Here is a 15334-nt window from a genome sequence, read left to right as displayed (position 1 = left end):
GGTCGAGCGTAACCCAACTCCCGTCGGGAGGTTCTCACTCGGTCCTGACAAACACGACAGAACTGCCAGAACTTGGTACCGAACCACGCGAACGCTGTGTTGCCCGACGCTGTAGGCGTCATCTGGCGGGCAGTACCGTTCCGTGCGGGTTCGGTGAGTCGCATGTTTTTAATTATCCTTCATTCCCACATAACCGTTGCGTGAGAACTGCGCACATACGCCACCGATTCTCCGAAATACCTCGATGTTTGTGGACGAATGTCTCACCTTCGAGAGCAGGGAATGACAAGTGCGGCATCACGGGCGTATTTCTGGAACGGGCTTCCCGAGACAAGTGTGGCATCGAACCCCACGTAGCGCCGAGTCTCGCAACGTTTTTGCCGGGCCGTCGTGGACGATTTACATGGCGAACGATTCCGAGCCTTTCTCAGAGAAGCTCCGAGTGCCGGAGGCGCTGACGTTCGACGACGTACTCCTCAGACCCAAGGAGTCCCGGGTCGAACCAGACGAGGCAGACACGACGACGCGGGTCTCGAAATCCGTCGAGCTGACCGTTCCCGTCCTCTCCGCGGCGATGGACACCGTCACCGAGAGCGACATGGCGATCGCGATGGCGCGACAGGGTGGTATCGGCGTCCTCCACCGCAACATGAACGCCGACGAGATGGCGACCGAGATCGAGCGAGTCAAACGCGCCGACGAGCTCATCATCCGCGACGTCGTGACGGCCAGCCCGAACCAGACCGTCAGTGAGGTCGACGAGATGATGGAACACGAGGGTGTCTCCGGCGCGCCGGTCGTCGACGACGACAACGGCGCAGTGCTGGGCATCATCTCCGGGACGGACATCCGGCCGTATCTGGAGGTCGGCGAGGACGACGCCGTCACGGACGCGATGACCGACGAAGTCGTCACCGCCCCCGAGGACGTGACGCCCCGTGAGGCGCTGGAACTGATGTACGACCACAAGATCGAGCGCGTCCCCATCGTCGACGACGAGAACCGGCTCGTCGGGCTGGTCACGATGCAGGGCATCCTCCAGCGCCGCGAGTACGACCAGGCCGCCCGCGCGGACGACGGCTCGCTCCGCTGTGGTGCCGCCGTCGGTCCCTTCGAGATGGACCGCGCGCAGGTCGCAGACGAGGCCGGCGTCGACATCCTGTTCATCGACTGCGCGCACGCCCACAACGCGAACGTCATCGAGAGCGCCCGCGAGATCAAGGCCGAAGTAGACGCCGACGTGGTCGTCGGGAACATCGGCACCCGGGAAGCCGCCGAGGCCGTCGTCGACTTCGCCGACGGCGTCAAGGTCGGTATCGGTCCCGGTTCCATCTGTACGACCCGCGTGGTCACCGGTGCGGGAATGCCCCAGATCACCGCCGTCGCGCAGGTCGCTGACGTGGCGAGCCAGCACGACGTGCCGGTCATCGCCGACGGTGGCATCCGCTACTCCGGGGACGCCATCAAGGCCATCGCCGCGGGTGCGGACGCGGTGATGCTTGGCTCGTACTTCGCCGGGACCGACGAGGCTCCGGGCCGCGTCATCACGATGAACGGCAAGAAGTACAAGCAGTACCGCGGGATGGGCAGCGTCGGCGCGATGAACGAGGGTGGCGGCGAGCGCTACCTCAAGGACGACGAGGAGGGCGAGGAGTTCGTCCCCGAGGGCGTCGAAGCCGCGACGCCGTACAAGGGTTCGCTGGCCTCCGAACTCCACCAGCTCGTCGGCGGGATGCAGTCCGGGATGGGCTACGTCGGGGCCGAGACGATTCCCGAGTTCAAGCAACGCGCCGAGTTCGTGCGGGTCTCCGCGGCCGGACAGCAGGAGAGCCACCCGCACGACGTGATGATTACGGACGAAGCGCCCAACTACAGCCCCGACAGCTAACGCTGACAACCGAAGGGGATGTAAAAAGCCGCAGCTGATTATACCGCGGTTTCGCAGGCCGGACTACACGCTTCTTTCCGTGCTGCATTCGCGTCGGGGTACGCTTTGAACGACTCACCACAGCTCGAACACTCGAACGTGTCGAAGTCGGACATAGCGGACGGCCGTACTCGCGCCGCGGAAAAAATTATTGCGGATACGTCGATTAGTCGTAGTAGTCTTCGTCCAGTGGCAGATCCGTCCCGGACGACGTGACTTTGTCGACGGTCGTTTCCAGGCAGAGTGTCTCGCTGCATTCGGGGCAGATGACGGCCACGTCGACCTGTAGAGAGTCATCGGAGTCGTAGATTCCCAGAACCTCTGCGTCAGAGGCGTACAGATACTCCGCCGACAGTTCGTGCTCGTGGTCGCGAGCGTAGTCGTACGTCATGCATGCCCGCTACACCCGGGTCTGTGTTGATGGTTTCGGCGATTCCCAGTAACAGCACATACAGGGGACCCGCTCGAAGTTGCGGTCATGAGCGACCACGCTGTCGAGGTTGGGACCTGGGACCAGTTCGAAGACGCGGCAACAGCCGTCCGAACAGCGGTGTTCGTCGAGGAGCAGGGCGTCTCCGAGGACGAAGAACTCGACGGGAACGACTCGGACGCCGTCCAGTTTCTGGCCCGTGACGGCGAGTATCCCGTCGGGACCGCCCGACTCCGGTTCCCCGAGTCAACGGTCGGCAAGGTCGAACGGGTCGCGGTCCGCGAGCCCTATCGGGGCGACGGCGTCGGCGCAGCGCTGATGCGAGCCGTCGAAGACGCCGCTCGCGACGCCGGCGCGACTACGCTCATACTCCACGCACAGACCCACGTCGAGTCGTTTTACGGGCAACTCGGCTACGAGACGGTTAGCGACGAATTCGAGGAAGCCGGCATTCCACACGCCGAGATGCGAAAGCGATTGGACGGCTGAGCTAACCATACGTGGCCCTGCAGGCGCAGTACGTCGTGAGGGCTGAGGACGGTTCGCGGACGACCAGTCGTAGCTGTCCCTCGACCACAGTTATCTCAGCACAAACATGTTTCCCTGCTTCCACCCTTTTCGGGATATGGCGCGAGGAGTCGAGTGGGTGGCAACTGCGAAGACAGTCGCCAGTATCGCGTACGAGAGCGATATCAGGTACATCGCGACGTCGCTGGCGTACTACGCGTTCATCTCGCTCATGCCGGTGCTGTTGCTCGTTTTCATCGTCTTCGGCCGGCAACTGGCCGGCGTGGTTTCAGTCACTGGTGCGCAGTTTCTCACCCCTGACACACAGCAACTGCTGTACGAGGGATTGACGGCGGCGACGGGCCGGACAGCGGCGACTGTCCTCTCCGTGGTCGTGCTGGCGTGGAGCGGTGCCAACGTCGCCGTCGGCTTCCTGACCGTCGTCGAGCGTATCGAGGCGGTGACAGAGCAGCCACTCGCGCGGCAGGTGTGTGACGCCGCAACTGTCCTCGGGACGCTTACGGCCGCCGTTCTCGTGATACTTGTCCAGAGCGTGTTCCTGGCTCTCTTCGCTGCCGGCCCGCTGAGCGTACTCGTCGGGTTCGCCGTCCTGTTCGTCGCGCTGACAGTCACGCTGCTGCCCCTGTATTTCGTCCCGTCACGCGTCGCGAGTTCGCCGCAAGATGCCCTCCCCGGCGCGATGACGACCGCGATGGGCTGGACCGCCCTCCACGCAGTGATCCAGTTCTTTGCCGCCAACGCCGGACAGTACGCCATCTACGGCGTCCTCAGCGGGCTCATCCTCATCCTCACGAGCACGTACGTGGCCGCGATCGTCCTGATGGTCGGCGTCGTCGTCAACGCAGTGCTCGCCACCGACACTGACGACCTGTACGACGTGAGTGGCTGAGTCTGTAAACGTCGCCACTTTCCACCGCTCGTTCCATCGTTCAAAACCGCTTCGTAGTCGCTTTGCTCCTCACGAAGAGTTCGTCGCAAAAGCGGGCCGGAAGGGATTTGAACCCTCGACCGACGGCTTAAGAGGCCGTCGCTCTGCCAGACTGAGCTACCGGCCCAGTGCACTCAATTCTCTGGACGGCCCGGTAAAATAGGTTTTCATTCGGACGCCTCGTGTCGGTCGGTCTCACGTTTCTTGTACACACCAGTCAGCTAGCGGTGCTGAACTGATACTGCCGGCTGTAAGTCTGTGAAGGATCTCGCCACCTCGGGGTGGCGAATCTCTTGAAATAGTTACAGCCGGCAGTATGAGAGACCAATCGCACAGGGTCCGACTATGCCCACACTAGACGCCCTTTGACGCCCTCTCGAACCGATCTTTCGGGGAGCCGTTCCCAGTTGTTGGAGAAATAGCTGGCATTAAAGAGGCTTGACGCCAAGCGATACAGACACTAATGAGTACAGCCAGCGGCATCACGATGGCCTCTATGTCGACCTACGCCATCCTCGGGTGTGGGAGTGTTGGCCACGCCGTGGCGGAAGAACTCGTCGAGGAGGGGAAAGACGTACTCATCCTCGACGCGGACGAGGGGCGAGTCGAGGCGCTCCGCGATCAGGACCTCAACGCACAGCAGGCAGACATCTGCGAGACTGACGTCGCCCAGACGGTCGCCGACCGCGACGTGGTGCTCATCATGTCCCCGGACGTGAACGCCAACGCCGAAGCGGTCCGGAACATCCGGGAGTCCGGCGGCGAGCAGTTCATCGTCGCCCGCGCCGACGACCCGGTGTCGGCCGACGACCTCACTGAGCTCGGTGCGGACGTGGTCATCAACCCCTCGGCGGTCATTGCCGATTCGGCGCTTCGAGCGCTGGAAACCGGGGAACTGGAGTACAAGGCCTCACAGCTCGGGGACGTCATCGACGGGACCGAGGAACGCATGGCGATACTTATCCACCGGTCGCCGGACCCGGACTCCATCGCTTCAGCGGCCGCGTTGCGGGCCATCGCTGCGAGCCGCGACGTCGAGGCCGACATCATCTACGAGGGCGAGATTGGCCACCAGGAGAACCGCGCGTTCGTCAATCTCCTCGGTATCGAACTGACCTCGAACGAGGACGTCGACCTCGACGAATACGACACGTTCGCGCTGGTGGACGTTGCCAAGGGCGGCGAACCGGCCATCGACTCGGTCGACATCGTCGTCGACCACTACGAGCACGAACACGAACTGGAACACGACGCCGCCTTCTCCGATATCCGGCCGAACATCTCGGCCACGTCGACGATTCTCACGAAATACATTCAGGAACTGGACCTCAATCTCGACCAGAGCGTCGCCACAGCGCTGCTGTACGGCATCCGCGCCGAGACGCTGGATTTCAAACGGGACACGACGCCGGCGGACCTGACCGCCGCGGCGTACCTGTATCCGTTCGCCGACCACGACACGCTCGAACAGGTCGAATCGCCGTCGATGAGTCCGGAAACGCTGGACGTGCTTGCCGAAGCGATTCGGAACCGCGAGGTGCAGGGAAGCCACCTCGTCTCCAACGCCGGGTTCATTCGGGACCGCGATGCGCTGGCACAGGCGGCCCAGCACCTCCTCAATCTGGAGGGCATCACGACCACAGCGGTGTTCGCTATCGCCGATGATACAATCTATCTCGCCGCGCGCTCGAAGGATATCCGGATGAACATCGGCAAAGTGCTGTCGGACGCGTTCGGCGGGATGGGCGAGACGGCGGGTCACTCCACGGACGCCAGCGTCGAGATACCGCTCGGCATCTTCACCGGTTTAGATACGAGCGACGACAACAGAGACACCCTGCTAGAACTCACTGAAGAAGCAGTCAAGCGGAAACTGTTCGAAGCGATGGGTGTCGACAGCAGTAGCGAGAGTTCGAACGGAAACTAGGCGGGGACTTCCTCTTCCTCGTCGCCGGCCTCGGGCTGGCGGAGCCGTTCGACGATATCGCTGACGATGACGACATCGCCGACAGCCTGGACCCACCGGTACGGAATGATGACGCCCCGGGCTGTGTTCACTTCTTCGTCGAACAGCTCTGTGTTGAGCTGGGTGAGTGCCAGCCCCGTCACTTCCTTGCGGTCGAGTTCCAGCCGAAGGTCTTCGACTTCGCCGACGAACACGCCGTTTTTCGAATACACCTCGCGACCCACGAGGGCTGTAATCTCCTGTGGTAGATTCTCCATTCCCATACGACGGTGGTTGGTCGGACGGCTTATAAAGCTTCTTTGCGACTGAAACGTCTCCAGCTCGGGGGAGCAAATGCTACGAGATGCCCCCGGACAACGACTGCTGGCCGCACTCTGATGCCGCTGCCAGCGTCCCTACACAGGGAGCAGTCGCCTGTCTATAGTAACAATTGAAACGAATTACACACTGATCGCACTGCCGTCGTGCGAGCAGGTGTGCACTGATTTTCAATGGCTACTATAGGTCGCGGGACTTTTGTCCCGCTTCCCCGTTCGCTCGGTATGCTCAGCCCTGGCGATCCGGCCCCGGACTTCGACCTGCAGGGGACCGCTGGCGGAGGTGTTGGTACCTATCGGCTGTCGGCCGCAACGAACCGCGCGCCGGCGGTCGTCGCCTTCGCTCCCGGCGACGCCTCCGATTCGCGGACCCTCCTCATCGAGTTAGCTCAGGCAGACTGGGCGAGTGTCTCAGACGCTGTAGCAGTCTTCGGCGTTCTCCCGGCGGGTATCGACGACTGCCAGTCACTCGCGGCGGCGCTGTCGCTTCCCTACCCCCTGCTGGCCGACACCCACGGCGTCGCTGCGCAGTTCGGCGTCCGAAAACAGGACGGGAGCATGCAGCAAGCGGCGTTCGTCGTTGACAAGCGATGTCGCGTTCGGGCGGCGACAGCATTCGATGATTTGGACGGGACTGTACCGGACCTCGACACGGTTCTGCGTGGCCTCGCCGAGTTGTAGCTACTCACCGCGGTCCAGTTCGCCCTCTAGCAGTCCATAGAGATACACGTCCTCGTAGCGGCCGTCGCGGAACCAGTGGTCCCGCATCGTCCCCTCCCGCTTGAACCCCGCCTTTTCGAGCACGCGTTGGGACCCCTCGTTGCCGGCGAAGACCTTCGCGTACACCCGGTGGAACCGCCGCTCCTGAAAGGCGTACTCGGTGAGCGTCCGGACGGCGTCGGTCGCGTAGCCGTTGCCCCACGCGTCCGGCGTGAGCCAGTAGCCGACCTCGGCCATACCCATTCGGTCCGTGACGTCGTTCAGCCCGATGATACCGACCGCCTCGCCGTCAGCACAGACGAGCAGGTGGACGTCATCGGACTCGCCACTGGCCACGGATTCGACCCACTCGCGTTCAGCCCGTTCGGAGATCGGCTCCGTGGCCGAGAGGCCGTGTCTGACATCCGGGTCGTTGATGGTCTCTTGCAGGAACGACACGTCTTCGTCTTCGACCGTTCGGAGCGTGATTGTCTCGCCCCGGAGGAATGTTGGTCCGGGCATACACAAGCCGACGAAGGGATGGTGAAAGAAGCTTCGGTAGGTGTGTGAGATATTTTCAAGGACACCACTCGTCAGCGAGCAGGCCATACTCCAGCAGGTCGACGTACTCGCCGTCGACGAAGGCGTGGTCGCGGCGTCGACCCTCCTGCTGGAACCCGACTTTTTCCAGCACACGCGCGGAAGCCGGGTTGGTGGCATAGCAGTCCGCTCCGAGTTTGTTCAATCGCAGTTCCTGAAACGCGTACTGTGCGAGGCAGTCGACAGCGTCAGTCGCGTAGCCGTTGCCCCAGCGGTCCGGACACATCGAGTACCCGAGCACACCAAACCCCCACGGGTGGTAGTCTTCGTGAAGCGAACACGTCCCCACCGGCTCGTCGTCTACACAGACGACGAAGTGCGTGTCGGCATCGCGGCTGTCGAGGTCTTCGGCGGCTGGCTCGGAGAGTGGCTCGGTGAACCCGATGTTTTGCCGGACCTGCGGCTCGTTTAATAGTCGCTGTAGCAGGTCGCTGTCGGTTGCTTGCTGTGGGTGGAGTGTCACCTGCTCGCCGTGGATGAACACTGGTCCTGGCACGCACAAGAGTGCTCACAGTTGACACAAGGGTGTTGCCGTGGTATGTGTAATGGTACCATTTGTAGTCCAGACAGCGAAGAACGACACGCCAAAGGGAACCCAGCACTGCTCTGCGGTATGGGAACGCCGCTGGAGTCACGCGAAGAACAGGCAACAGAGGTCGTCGACCGCCTCCACGAGGAATACCCCGATTCGGCTATCTCACTGAACTACAGCAACCGCCTGGAACTGCTGATCGCCGTCGTCCTCTCCGCGCAGTGTACCGACGAGCGAGTCAACGAGGTCACGGCGGACCTGTTCGAAAAGTACCAGAGCGCCGAGGATTACGCCGAAGCTACCGAGGAGCAACTCGCCGAGGACATCTACGGCATCACCTTTCACAACAACAAAGGCGGCTACCTCCAGGGAATCGGCGAAATTCTGACCGAGGAACACGACGGCGAGGTACCTGACACGATGTCGGCGCTGACCGACCTCCCGGGTGTGGGCCGCAAGACGGCGAACGTCGTCCTCCAGCACGGCCACGACATCGTCGAAGGCATCGTCGTCGACACGCACGTCCAGCGGCTCTCGCGGCGACTGGGACTCACCGAGGAAGAACGGCCGGAAGCCATCGAGCAGGACCTGCTCGACGTGGTGCCCAGCGGCGAGTGGCAGCAGTTCACGCACCTGCTCATCGACCACGGGCGAGCGGTGTGTGGCGCGCGCTCCGCGGACTGTGAGGCGTGCGTACTCGCGGATATCTGCCCCTCGGAGAAAGGAGACAGCGACGTCGACCTCGCTAGCGGCGAGGCGTGGTAGCCCCGCGCGAGGGCTTCAGCTGTCGTCCTCTCCGAGGCGCACAGTGAGAACCGGCACATCAGACGTTCTGACGACTTTTTCCGCGACGCTACCGAGGAGATACCGCTCGACGCCTGTCCGACCGTGGGTCCCCATGACGATGAGGTCGATGTCGTTCTCGTCGGCGTAGTCGAGGATCGCGCTGTGTGGTGGGCCGCGTTCGACGGCGGTGACGGTGTCGACTCCGTCGACCTCGTCTGCCGCCGCGTCGACGATGGCCTGTGACCGCTCCCGCAGCGACGATTCGATGTTGTGTTCTTCGTTGACCATCCCCGACTCCGACTCGTCGTGCTCCTCCGCAGTCATGCCGGTCGTTGCCCCTTCCGGGCCTGCGGCAGTCATCCCGATATGCGGCGACGACGTATCGAGGACGGTCATGATGTGTAACGTCGCGTTGTGCGTTTCGGCGAGAGTGCGTGCGTGTGCCAGCGCGGCTTCTGCTCCGGAACTACCGTCCGTCGGAAAGAGGATGTGTTCGTACATTGGAACCACAGCTAGCGATGGACATGCAATGCTAATGAAACATCTAGTCCGTTCGCAGATTCCGAGAATCAGATCCGCTATCGACGGCGCTCACGCCACGTAGCGGAGGGCGTACCGAGCGATACCGACCAGATACGCCAGCAGCCAGAAGATGACGTATCCGAACACGCCGATACGGAGCCGCGAGCGCCAGTGGCTGAACGTCTCGTCCCCGATTTCGTCCAGTAACAGGTCTTCGTCGTACTCGTTGTAGAGGTCGTGCTGCCGCTTTGCGCGGAAGATGCGAACGATTCCGGTTCCGCCGAAGGCAAGCAGCGCGTAGGCCTGCAGGCCGAGCATCGCGTGGACGGCGGACAAGCCACCGAGCTGGTCCGGCAGGCGTGGAATCATCCAGAACACCATCGGGACTGTGGTCAACACCAGCCCCGTCGTGACGAACTTCAGATGGTGCACGAGCACGTCCCAGGTGACCGGCTCCGTCTCGATGATGTAATACGCGCCGTACAGGAAACAGGGGAGGCTGAGGCTCACCGACAGTAACACGACTGTGGCCACGAGGCCGTCCGACACCATAGGCCGACCTAGGGACAGTGCTCGCTAAAGACTGCCGGATGCAGAAGGTCAGAACTTGTAAGCCGTCGCGGTCCGTACACCCGGGCAATGGCCGACCCGGACTCGACGTCTCCCACGGAGGACGAGCGCGGGAACACCCCTGCGGACGCGGTAGCTGCCGAAACCGAGCCCGGCGAACACGGGGCCGAGGATGACGGCGGCGAGACGGACGACGACGGAGAGTCGGGCGAGGAACTCGACACGGAGGCACTCCGGAAGCAGGTCGAAGAGAAGTACGACTTCGACAACTTCGGCCCGGCGGACATGGCCGAGATGACTGCTGAGGAATGGGACGTTGCCTTCGACGAGGACTCCTGGATCACCGGCGACGACCTGCTCGACCGGGTCACGCGGGACCTGCGGAACCGCGTTGCAAACCGCGACGTGTTCGCCCGCATCGAACGCCATCGGGACCCGCCGCGAGTTCTCGCGTACTCCGACGAAGGCTACGCGGTTGTCTATCCGGACGGCAGCCTCGAAGGCGAGGGGACTGTCATGCGTGACGTGAAGCCCACGGTCGCGCTGTGTTCCATGGATTCCTACGACGTGCCAGAGAACGTCCCCGACAGGCCCCTTCCCGAACCGGAGTCAGTTCCCGAGGGTGGCGGCGAACTCGGTAACTGGATGTTACAGGCGATTGCCGGGGCGCAGCTCCTGGCCGGGATTGCCCTGCTCGGGGGCGCAGTGCTCGCGACCGCTGGCGTCATCGGCAACAGGGGAACCAGCATTGCGCTCCTGGTCGTGGCTGGCGCTGCCTTCATCGGTGTGTCGCTCGTCCTCTTTTTCACCGTCGCAAACGCGAGGCTCTCGGACACGTTCCGCGCCGAAGAGTACCGGGACAGACTCCGGGCTATCGGACTCGAGGACGGCGAACGACCGGAGTTCGTTCCGGAGCTCGACCCACAGAATTCGGGGTCTGAAGACGGGGCGACCGAGACTGACGAAGCCGGGTAATGACGGTTCCTGCGGGTGGTATTCGGTGGGTTTATACAAACTCAGTCCTGATTCCAGAGTGTATATGAACAGACGGGAGTTCGTCCGGACAGCAGGGGGGGCCGCCGGTGCTGTGGCGACCCTCAGTGCCACCGGCGCAGCCGCCGCACAGGAGGAAGGCGGTGACGGTGGCGAAACCGTCCCGGACTACGGCGGTTTCCTGGATTCGGTCGGGAACTTCGACGGGTCGACCGTCGACGCGACCGGGCAGGACACAGTAACTGTCGAGGTCGGCGTGCAGGCCAACGGCGGCGCGTACGGGTTCGGTCCGCCAGCCGTCCACGTCGATAACGGCGCGACCGTCCAATTCGAGTGGACGGGCAACGGCGGCGGCCACAACGTCGTCTCGGATGGCGACGGGCCGCTGGACTCCGGCAGTACGACTTCCAGTGCCGGCGTCAACTATGAGCACACCTTCGAGGAGGACGGCATCTACCCGTACCTCTGTGTCCCCCACGAGGGACTCAACATGAAGGGCGCTATCGTCGTCGGCGAGGAGTACCCGACGCAGACAATCGGTGGCGGCGGCCCGGTCGAAGTCGACCCGCACTACGCCGGCGTCCCGATTCAGCCACACTACGTCGGGTTCGGCGCTGGCCTCGCAGTCATCATCCCGCTGATATTCACGTTCTTCCAGCTGAAGTACGGCGAGTCGCCCCACACTAGCGGAGGGAACAACTAATGGCGTCCGAAGGCTCCACGTACGGTGATATCCACCGGTACGAACCGCCGCGCGAGAGCACAGCAGCGGCTGTCGGTATCGTACTTCTGACGGTGATTCAGGTCGGCCTCGTCGGCCTCTTCACCTACGGCATGATCGCCGGATGGGCGTCCGGCATCGGCACGGTGTTGACGGTCCGTCTCATCGAGGCCAACATGTTCATGGGCGGCGTGCTGACGGCGATTTTCATCGACCTGGCGTTCATCATGCTGCTGTACCGAAAGGAGTTCCTCCCCGACGTAATGATCGTCAAGAAGCGCCGTCGCAAGTGGGAAGACCTCTATATCCGTCAGGAAGACGTCGACGGCACGACGATGGCGGACGGCGACAAGTTCGCAGAGACATTCAAACGCGCAGTGTACCCATACTACAAGAAATAATATGCCACTTGATGAAGACAAATACCCGGCTGAAACAGGCCGTCGTCGCTTCGTAAAGGGCGTCGTCGGGAGTGCGGCACTCTCCAGCGTCGGCGTCGGTGGCGCCGCAGCCGTCGACGCGACGACGGACGCCGCCGGCGAAGGTGGCGGGACGACGCCGTTCGTCGCTGTCGAGAATACCGCTGGACCGGCCCCGCGGGGAATGCCGATCATTCCCATCGAGATCAACGGCGGCGAAATCAGCGGTCTCTGGCCGGAGTACGACGAGAACGCCGGTGCGGCGGTCGCATCCGACTTCGGCGGGAGCGGTATCGACTACTCCTCGCAGTGGTTCCAGTACTGCGGTATCCAGAGTACTGCGGCTATCTACCCGCAATCCGAACGGAACAACACGTTCCTCAACAGTACTGGATCCTTCTCCTGGCAAGGGGAGTACGAGTCCGGCAAGCCGATGACGGTCGACATGTTCGACGACTACCAGGAGTGGGGCAACGGCATCGGCGACCCTGGCGTCGGGAAGCCCGCAAGCGTCGTCTGGCGGACCAACAGCGAGGGCAAGAACGGCGCCCCAGTGCAGATAATCCGGTCAGTCGAAGTCGAGAAGATGGCCAACGGCGAGGGCGAGTACGCGAACCTTCCCGGAAACGTCCAGTCGTTCGTCTCCGAGGCAACCGACCAGGGCTTCATCGCTTGGCTGAACAAATGTACACACTTCTGCTGTGTGCCCGGGTTCAAGACACAGGAGGGAAGCGCTAACTTCGCCGCAGCCAACGACATCTACTGTCAGTGCCACCAGTCCGTGTACGACCCGTTCAGTCCTGTGCAATCGACGTTCGTGGCGCTGCCACGCCCACCAAAAACGGAGTAATCAATGAGTCTCGAACGCAAAGACGAACACGACCACAAAGGCTGGATGGAATCGCGCGAGCTGACGCCGGTGGAATCGGTGTACTTGACCGTGCTCATCTGGCTCGACAGGCGACTGCGCGTCGTTGACTACCTAGAGATCCTCGAAGATCTCTACTACAAGGTCAACATGCAGATGCCAAAGAGCCACACGGAACAGTACAATCTCGACAACAAGTTCTGGTACTGGTACCCACTGTACGCACTCGGATCGTTCTCGACAGTTGCGTACGTCGTCGCCGCGATATCCGGCGCGCTGCTGGGCTTCTACTACGCACCGGCCGCCGCAGCTGCCGATGGGTCGCCGACGGTCGCGTACGATTCAGTGATGCTCATCATGGGCCAGCTCAACCTCGGCTACTTCCTGCGCTCGGTCCACCGCTGGGCCGCACAGATCATGGTCGCCGCCGTGTTCCTCCACATGCTCCGCGTGTACTTCACCGGAGCGTACAAGGAGCCGCGGGAGCTGAACTGGCTCATCGGCATCGTCCTGATTTCGCTGACGCTAGTGTTCGGGTACACCGGCTACCTGCTGCCGTGGAGCCAGCTCTCGTTCTGGGCCGGCCAGATCGGCGTCGAGATGTCCCTCTCCATCCCGCTTATCGGTGAGTGGGTCGCACAGCTGATGTTCGGCGGGTTCACGCTCTCGCAGGCCACGCTACAGCGGATGTACATCCTGCACGTGTTCTTCCTGCCGTTCATCACGACTGCCATCATCGCGGTCCACATCGGCATCGTCTGGATGCAGGGGATCGCTGAGCCACACTAATACTATGAGCGACAACGACACAGACGACGTTCGCACGGACGGTTCCGGCACCGGTATCGTCTCGCCGGACGACGAGACTCCCGCATGGTCCGAGCGAAAGGAGCGGACCCAGGGGCTCTCCCGGCTGACCTACGAGTACTTCGAGCGGGCGCGCCGCGAGGACCAGGACCTTCGCCAGCAGTCGGACTACGTCGAGCGTGACGTGCTCGCGTTCCCGGCCTGGCCCCACGAGATGATGCGCAACATCGCGCTGACGTCGTTCTTCGTGGGCATGATCCTGTTCGTCTCGGCGACGTTACCGCCAGAGATGCCGAACCCCGCTAACTCCGCTGTGACGCCGGCAATTATCCTGCCGGACTGGTATCTCTACTGGTCCTTTGGCCTGCTCAAGCTCGGCCCGCTGAACCCCGAGCTGAGCATCCTCGGCGGCTCGAAGCTCATGGCTGACCGAACCTACGGTGTGCTGGCAAACGTCGTGGTCGTCGGCTTCGTTGCCATCGTCCCCTTCCTGAACAAGGGGTCCGCGCGCCGTCCCGTCGAGCAGCCGTTCTGGGCTGCGGTCGGGATGTCCGGCGTCATCTTCAGCCTGACCATCGCCGCGCTGTCCATCAAGAACCTCGTCCCGATGGACTCGCACCTGCTGTTCGACCTGACGTTCCTCGTCCCTATCGTCAGCGCGACCATCACCTACGCGGTGCTCAAGACGATGCGCGAGGGCTACATGTTCGACCTCAACCGTCGGTACTACCGGCTGCGGCCGCCGAAGTAATCTGACCGGTCGATTTCTCCGTCGGTTTTTACATTCTCTGCTTACTACTACCGGAGCGTTGCGACTGCATCTCGCCGCAGTAAAGTGGCTCCCGCCCGTACTAGCGACGATGACAGAGGACCAGTCAGCGGGGGCTGAGGACGGTTCGGAGCGGCGGGACGTTGTGGTGCCGCTGCGCGTGTACAAGGCCGTGACGGTGTTTTCGACGCTGTTTGCGGTCGTCAGCGTCGTCGCCGGATTCATCCTCGTCGACGTGGCGACACAGCGGGCCTCGGCGCCCGCCTCGGAGATCGACGTTCCGGTCGGCATCGCCGGGATCGCGTGCATCCTCGCTGGCACAGTCGTCTATGCGTTCTCGACGCGCTTCCGTACCGAGGAAATGGGAAAGTCTAAAGACGACGCTACCTAACGTTCGGATAATGGCTGACGAGTTCATGAAGGGGTTCGCGTGCCTCATGGTCGGCGGACTGGGCTGGATGACCATCAAGGGCTGGTACAACACGCCGAGTTTCGAGGGGGCACAGCTCACCGGCGAACTTACTATCGAGGAACCGACCACGTTCGATCAGATCGCCCTGTTCATGGGCGACGCGTTCTTCTGGTTCGCGGTGCTGGGCGCGCTGACCTTCTGGGTCGTGCTTCCGCTGATCAGTGAATTCCAGGCGTATCTCAACGAGCGGTCGGCGTAACAGTACGCAGTAGCTGTTCTCTGAAGGCGAAATAGACGCCGCTCTCAGTTCGCAGTATGGTCGACTGGCGCACCGTCTTCGTCACGCACCTGGATCCCGCGTGAGCGAAGCGCCGCGGCGAATTTTGTTGGTGACACCCCGCTGTACGTCGCCGCCTCTTCGAGCGTGAGCGTTTCCCCGCGATACAGTGTCAGTGCCGTTGTGAGGGACCTGTGTGACATCTTCGTCTACACCGATACAAATACAGTGCGAGTATTAAACTATTTCGCCTACTTCTAAGC

General features: G+C 62.4%; 21 protein-coding genes and 1 tRNA gene. 14 read left to right on the top strand and 8 right to left on the bottom strand.

What is annotated here, in order from left to right:
- Window positions 1–403 precede the first annotated feature (403 nt).
- Entirely contained in the window at window positions 404–1888 is a 1485-nt protein-coding gene (guaB, locus tag ACNO8S_RS06545) for an IMP dehydrogenase (RefSeq protein ID WP_050037996.1), read from the top strand.
- Between the two features lie 205 nt (window positions 1889–2093).
- Here guaB and ACNO8S_RS06540 read toward each other — a convergent pair whose 3' ends face one another.
- Window positions 2094–2318: a hypothetical protein gene (locus ACNO8S_RS06540; protein WP_014040247.1), complete on the bottom strand. Its 225-nt coding sequence runs from the start codon at window positions 2316–2318 to the stop codon at window positions 2094–2096.
- Between the two features lie 87 nt (window positions 2319–2405).
- On the opposite strand from ACNO8S_RS06540, the gene ACNO8S_RS06535 reads away from it, so the two are divergent.
- Window positions 2406–2846, top strand: a complete 441-nt coding sequence (locus tag ACNO8S_RS06535) for a GNAT family N-acetyltransferase (RefSeq protein WP_420182681.1) — start codon at window positions 2406–2408, stop codon at window positions 2844–2846.
- Between the two features lie 136 nt (window positions 2847–2982).
- Window positions 2983–3774: a YihY/virulence factor BrkB family protein gene (locus ACNO8S_RS06530; protein WP_151103337.1), complete on the top strand. Its 792-nt coding sequence runs from the start codon at window positions 2983–2985 to the stop codon at window positions 3772–3774.
- A 92-nt stretch (window positions 3775–3866) separates the two neighbouring features.
- On the opposite strand, the gene ACNO8S_RS06525 is transcribed toward ACNO8S_RS06530, so the two are convergent.
- Window positions 3867–3940, bottom strand: a tRNA-Lys gene (locus tag ACNO8S_RS06525).
- Window positions 3941–4276: 336 nt separating this feature from the next.
- Between ACNO8S_RS06525 and ACNO8S_RS06520 the strand changes: the two genes are divergently transcribed.
- Window positions 4277–5740 (top strand): DHH family phosphoesterase, encoded by a 1464-nt coding sequence (locus tag ACNO8S_RS06520; RefSeq protein ID WP_023843248.1) that lies wholly within the window; start codon window positions 4277–4279, stop codon window positions 5738–5740.
- Here the strand turns inward: ACNO8S_RS06520 and ACNO8S_RS06515 are convergent.
- The gene (locus tag ACNO8S_RS06515) at window positions 5737–6036 is read right to left on the bottom strand and encodes a PRC-barrel domain-containing protein (RefSeq protein ID WP_008309371.1); all 300 of its coding nucleotides are present in this window, start codon (window positions 6034–6036) and stop codon (window positions 5737–5739) included. The genes ACNO8S_RS06520 and ACNO8S_RS06515 overlap by 4 nt on opposite strands.
- Window positions 6037–6321: 285 nt before the next feature.
- Between ACNO8S_RS06515 and ACNO8S_RS06510 the strand changes: the two genes are divergently transcribed.
- Entirely contained in the window at window positions 6322–6777 is a 456-nt protein-coding gene (locus ACNO8S_RS06510; protein ID WP_129755105.1) for a redoxin domain-containing protein, read from the top strand.
- Here the strand turns inward: ACNO8S_RS06510 and ACNO8S_RS06505 are convergent, their stop codons facing one another.
- Both ACNO8S_RS06505 and ACNO8S_RS06500 read right to left on the bottom strand, forming a co-directional pair.
- Window positions 6778–7317 carry a GNAT family N-acetyltransferase gene (locus ACNO8S_RS06505; protein WP_044951815.1) on the bottom strand — a complete coding sequence of 180 codons (540 nt, stop codon included), beginning with the start codon at window positions 7315–7317 and terminating at the stop codon, window positions 6778–6780. It abuts the gene before it with no gap.
- A 55-nt stretch (window positions 7318–7372) separates the two neighbouring features.
- A complete protein-coding gene (locus tag ACNO8S_RS06500) occupies window positions 7373–7891 on the bottom strand; it encodes a GNAT family N-acetyltransferase (protein ID WP_044951813.1) in 519 nt (172 codons plus the stop codon).
- A gap of 117 nt (window positions 7892–8008) precedes the next feature.
- Between ACNO8S_RS06500 and nth the strand changes: the two genes are divergently transcribed.
- A complete protein-coding gene (nth, locus tag ACNO8S_RS06495) occupies window positions 8009–8692 on the top strand; it encodes an endonuclease III (protein WP_420182680.1) in 684 nt (227 codons plus the stop codon).
- A 15-nt stretch (window positions 8693–8707) separates the two neighbouring features.
- Here nth and ACNO8S_RS06490 read toward each other — a convergent pair whose 3' ends face one another.
- Together ACNO8S_RS06490 and ACNO8S_RS06485 are read right to left on the bottom strand one after the other, a co-directional pair.
- Window positions 8708–9214, bottom strand: a complete 507-nt coding sequence (locus tag ACNO8S_RS06490; RefSeq protein ID WP_420182679.1) for a universal stress protein — start codon at window positions 9212–9214, stop codon at window positions 8708–8710.
- A gap of 90 nt (window positions 9215–9304) precedes the next feature.
- Complete coding sequence (locus ACNO8S_RS06485) at window positions 9305–9787, bottom strand: DUF7321 family protein (protein WP_064287997.1); 483 nt, start codon at window positions 9785–9787, stop codon at window positions 9305–9307.
- Window positions 9788–9874: 87 nt separating this feature from the next.
- Between ACNO8S_RS06485 and ACNO8S_RS06480 the strand changes: the two genes are divergently transcribed.
- From ACNO8S_RS06480 to ACNO8S_RS06445, 8 genes are all read left to right on the top strand, one after another.
- On the top strand, window positions 9875–10780 hold the full coding sequence (locus ACNO8S_RS06480) for a DUF7319 domain-containing protein (RefSeq protein ID WP_420182678.1): 906 nt from the start codon (window positions 9875–9877) through the stop codon (window positions 10778–10780).
- A 64-nt stretch (window positions 10781–10844) separates the two neighbouring features.
- Window positions 10845–11501 (top strand): halocyanin domain-containing protein, encoded by a 657-nt coding sequence (locus ACNO8S_RS06475; protein WP_420182677.1) that lies wholly within the window; start codon window positions 10845–10847, stop codon window positions 11499–11501.
- Window positions 11501–11920, top strand: coding sequence for a DUF7318 family protein (locus ACNO8S_RS06470; RefSeq protein WP_014040235.1), 420 nt, complete (start codon window positions 11501–11503; stop codon window positions 11918–11920). The genes ACNO8S_RS06475 and ACNO8S_RS06470 overlap by 1 nt, the downstream gene beginning before the upstream one ends.
- A 1-nt stretch (window position 11921) precedes the next feature.
- Window positions 11922–12788, top strand: a complete 867-nt coding sequence (locus tag ACNO8S_RS06465; RefSeq protein WP_151146403.1) for a Rieske 2Fe-2S domain-containing protein — start codon at window positions 11922–11924, stop codon at window positions 12786–12788.
- A gap of 3 nt (window positions 12789–12791) precedes the next feature.
- Entirely contained in the window at window positions 12792–13595 is an 804-nt protein-coding gene (locus tag ACNO8S_RS06460; RefSeq protein ID WP_008309387.1) for a cytochrome b, read from the top strand.
- A 4-nt stretch (window positions 13596–13599) separates the two neighbouring features.
- Window positions 13600–14364 carry a cytochrome bc complex cytochrome b subunit gene (locus tag ACNO8S_RS06455; RefSeq protein ID WP_014040233.1) on the top strand — a complete coding sequence of 255 codons (765 nt, stop codon included), beginning with the start codon at window positions 13600–13602 and terminating at the stop codon, window positions 14362–14364.
- Between the two features lie 109 nt (window positions 14365–14473).
- Window positions 14474–14773 carry a DUF7315 family membrane protein gene (locus ACNO8S_RS06450; protein WP_014040232.1) on the top strand — a complete coding sequence of 100 codons (300 nt, stop codon included), beginning with the start codon at window positions 14474–14476 and terminating at the stop codon, window positions 14771–14773.
- A gap of 10 nt (window positions 14774–14783) precedes the next feature.
- Entirely contained in the window at window positions 14784–15053 is a 270-nt protein-coding gene (locus ACNO8S_RS06445; RefSeq protein WP_004517812.1) for a DUF7314 family protein, read from the top strand.
- Between the two features lie 44 nt (window positions 15054–15097).
- Here ACNO8S_RS06445 and ACNO8S_RS06440 read toward each other — a convergent pair whose 3' ends face one another.
- Complete coding sequence (locus ACNO8S_RS06440; RefSeq protein ID WP_129755103.1) at window positions 15098–15274, bottom strand: DUF7317 family protein; 177 nt, start codon at window positions 15272–15274, stop codon at window positions 15098–15100.
- Between the last annotated feature and the right edge of the window lie 60 nt (window positions 15275–15334).

Origin of the sequence: Haloarcula sp. KBTZ06, assembly GCF_048595605.1 — an archaeon.
Classification (GTDB): domain Archaea; phylum Halobacteriota; class Halobacteria; order Halobacteriales; family Haloarculaceae; genus Haloarcula; species Haloarcula hispanica.
The sequence above is the reverse complement of the archived record's forward strand: the minus strand, read 5'-3'. Positions and strand labels throughout refer to the sequence as shown.

Excerpts from the sequence above, each read along its gene's own strand:
- ACNO8S_RS06440 (WP_129755103.1), bottom strand. The coding sequence starts at position 15,274 with ATGTCACACAGGTCCCTCACAACGGCACTGACACTGTATCGCGGGGAA.
- ACNO8S_RS06490 (WP_420182679.1), bottom strand. The coding sequence starts at position 9,214 with ATGTACGAACACATCCTCTTTCCGACGGACGGTAGTTCCGGAGCAGAA.
- nth (WP_420182680.1), top strand. The coding sequence starts at position 8,009 with ATGGGAACGCCGCTGGAGTCACGCGAAGAACAGGCAACAGAGGTCGTC.
- ACNO8S_RS06450 (WP_014040232.1), top strand. The coding sequence starts at position 14,474 with ATGACAGAGGACCAGTCAGCGGGGGCTGAGGACGGTTCGGAGCGGCGG.
- ACNO8S_RS06535 (WP_420182681.1), top strand. The coding sequence starts at position 2,406 with ATGAGCGACCACGCTGTCGAGGTTGGGACCTGGGACCAGTTCGAAGAC.
- ACNO8S_RS06475 (WP_420182677.1), top strand. The coding sequence starts at position 10,845 with ATGAACAGACGGGAGTTCGTCCGGACAGCAGGGGGGGCCGCCGGTGCT.
- ACNO8S_RS06515 (WP_008309371.1), bottom strand. The coding sequence starts at position 6,036 with ATGGAGAATCTACCACAGGAGATTACAGCCCTCGTGGGTCGCGAGGTG.
- ACNO8S_RS06520 (WP_023843248.1), top strand. The coding sequence starts at position 4,277 with ATGAGTACAGCCAGCGGCATCACGATGGCCTCTATGTCGACCTACGCC.
- ACNO8S_RS06460 (WP_008309387.1), top strand. The coding sequence starts at position 12,792 with ATGAGTCTCGAACGCAAAGACGAACACGACCACAAAGGCTGGATGGAA.
- ACNO8S_RS06510 (WP_129755105.1), top strand. The coding sequence starts at position 6,322 with ATGCTCAGCCCTGGCGATCCGGCCCCGGACTTCGACCTGCAGGGGACC.
- ACNO8S_RS06445 (WP_004517812.1), top strand. The coding sequence starts at position 14,784 with ATGGCTGACGAGTTCATGAAGGGGTTCGCGTGCCTCATGGTCGGCGGA.
- ACNO8S_RS06470 (WP_014040235.1), top strand. The coding sequence starts at position 11,501 with ATGGCGTCCGAAGGCTCCACGTACGGTGATATCCACCGGTACGAACCG.
- ACNO8S_RS06505 (WP_044951815.1), bottom strand. The coding sequence starts at position 7,317 with ATGCCCGGACCAACATTCCTCCGGGGCGAGACAATCACGCTCCGAACG.
- ACNO8S_RS06540 (WP_014040247.1), bottom strand. The coding sequence starts at position 2,318 with ATGACGTACGACTACGCTCGCGACCACGAGCACGAACTGTCGGCGGAG.
- ACNO8S_RS06530 (WP_151103337.1), top strand. The coding sequence starts at position 2,983 with ATGGCGCGAGGAGTCGAGTGGGTGGCAACTGCGAAGACAGTCGCCAGT.
- guaB (WP_050037996.1), top strand. The coding sequence starts at position 404 with ATGGCGAACGATTCCGAGCCTTTCTCAGAGAAGCTCCGAGTGCCGGAG.
- ACNO8S_RS06480 (WP_420182678.1), top strand. The coding sequence starts at position 9,875 with ATGGCCGACCCGGACTCGACGTCTCCCACGGAGGACGAGCGCGGGAAC.
- ACNO8S_RS06465 (WP_151146403.1), top strand. The coding sequence starts at position 11,922 with ATGCCACTTGATGAAGACAAATACCCGGCTGAAACAGGCCGTCGTCGC.
- ACNO8S_RS06485 (WP_064287997.1), bottom strand. The coding sequence starts at position 9,787 with ATGGTGTCGGACGGCCTCGTGGCCACAGTCGTGTTACTGTCGGTGAGC.
- ACNO8S_RS06455 (WP_014040233.1), top strand. The coding sequence starts at position 13,600 with ATGAGCGACAACGACACAGACGACGTTCGCACGGACGGTTCCGGCACC.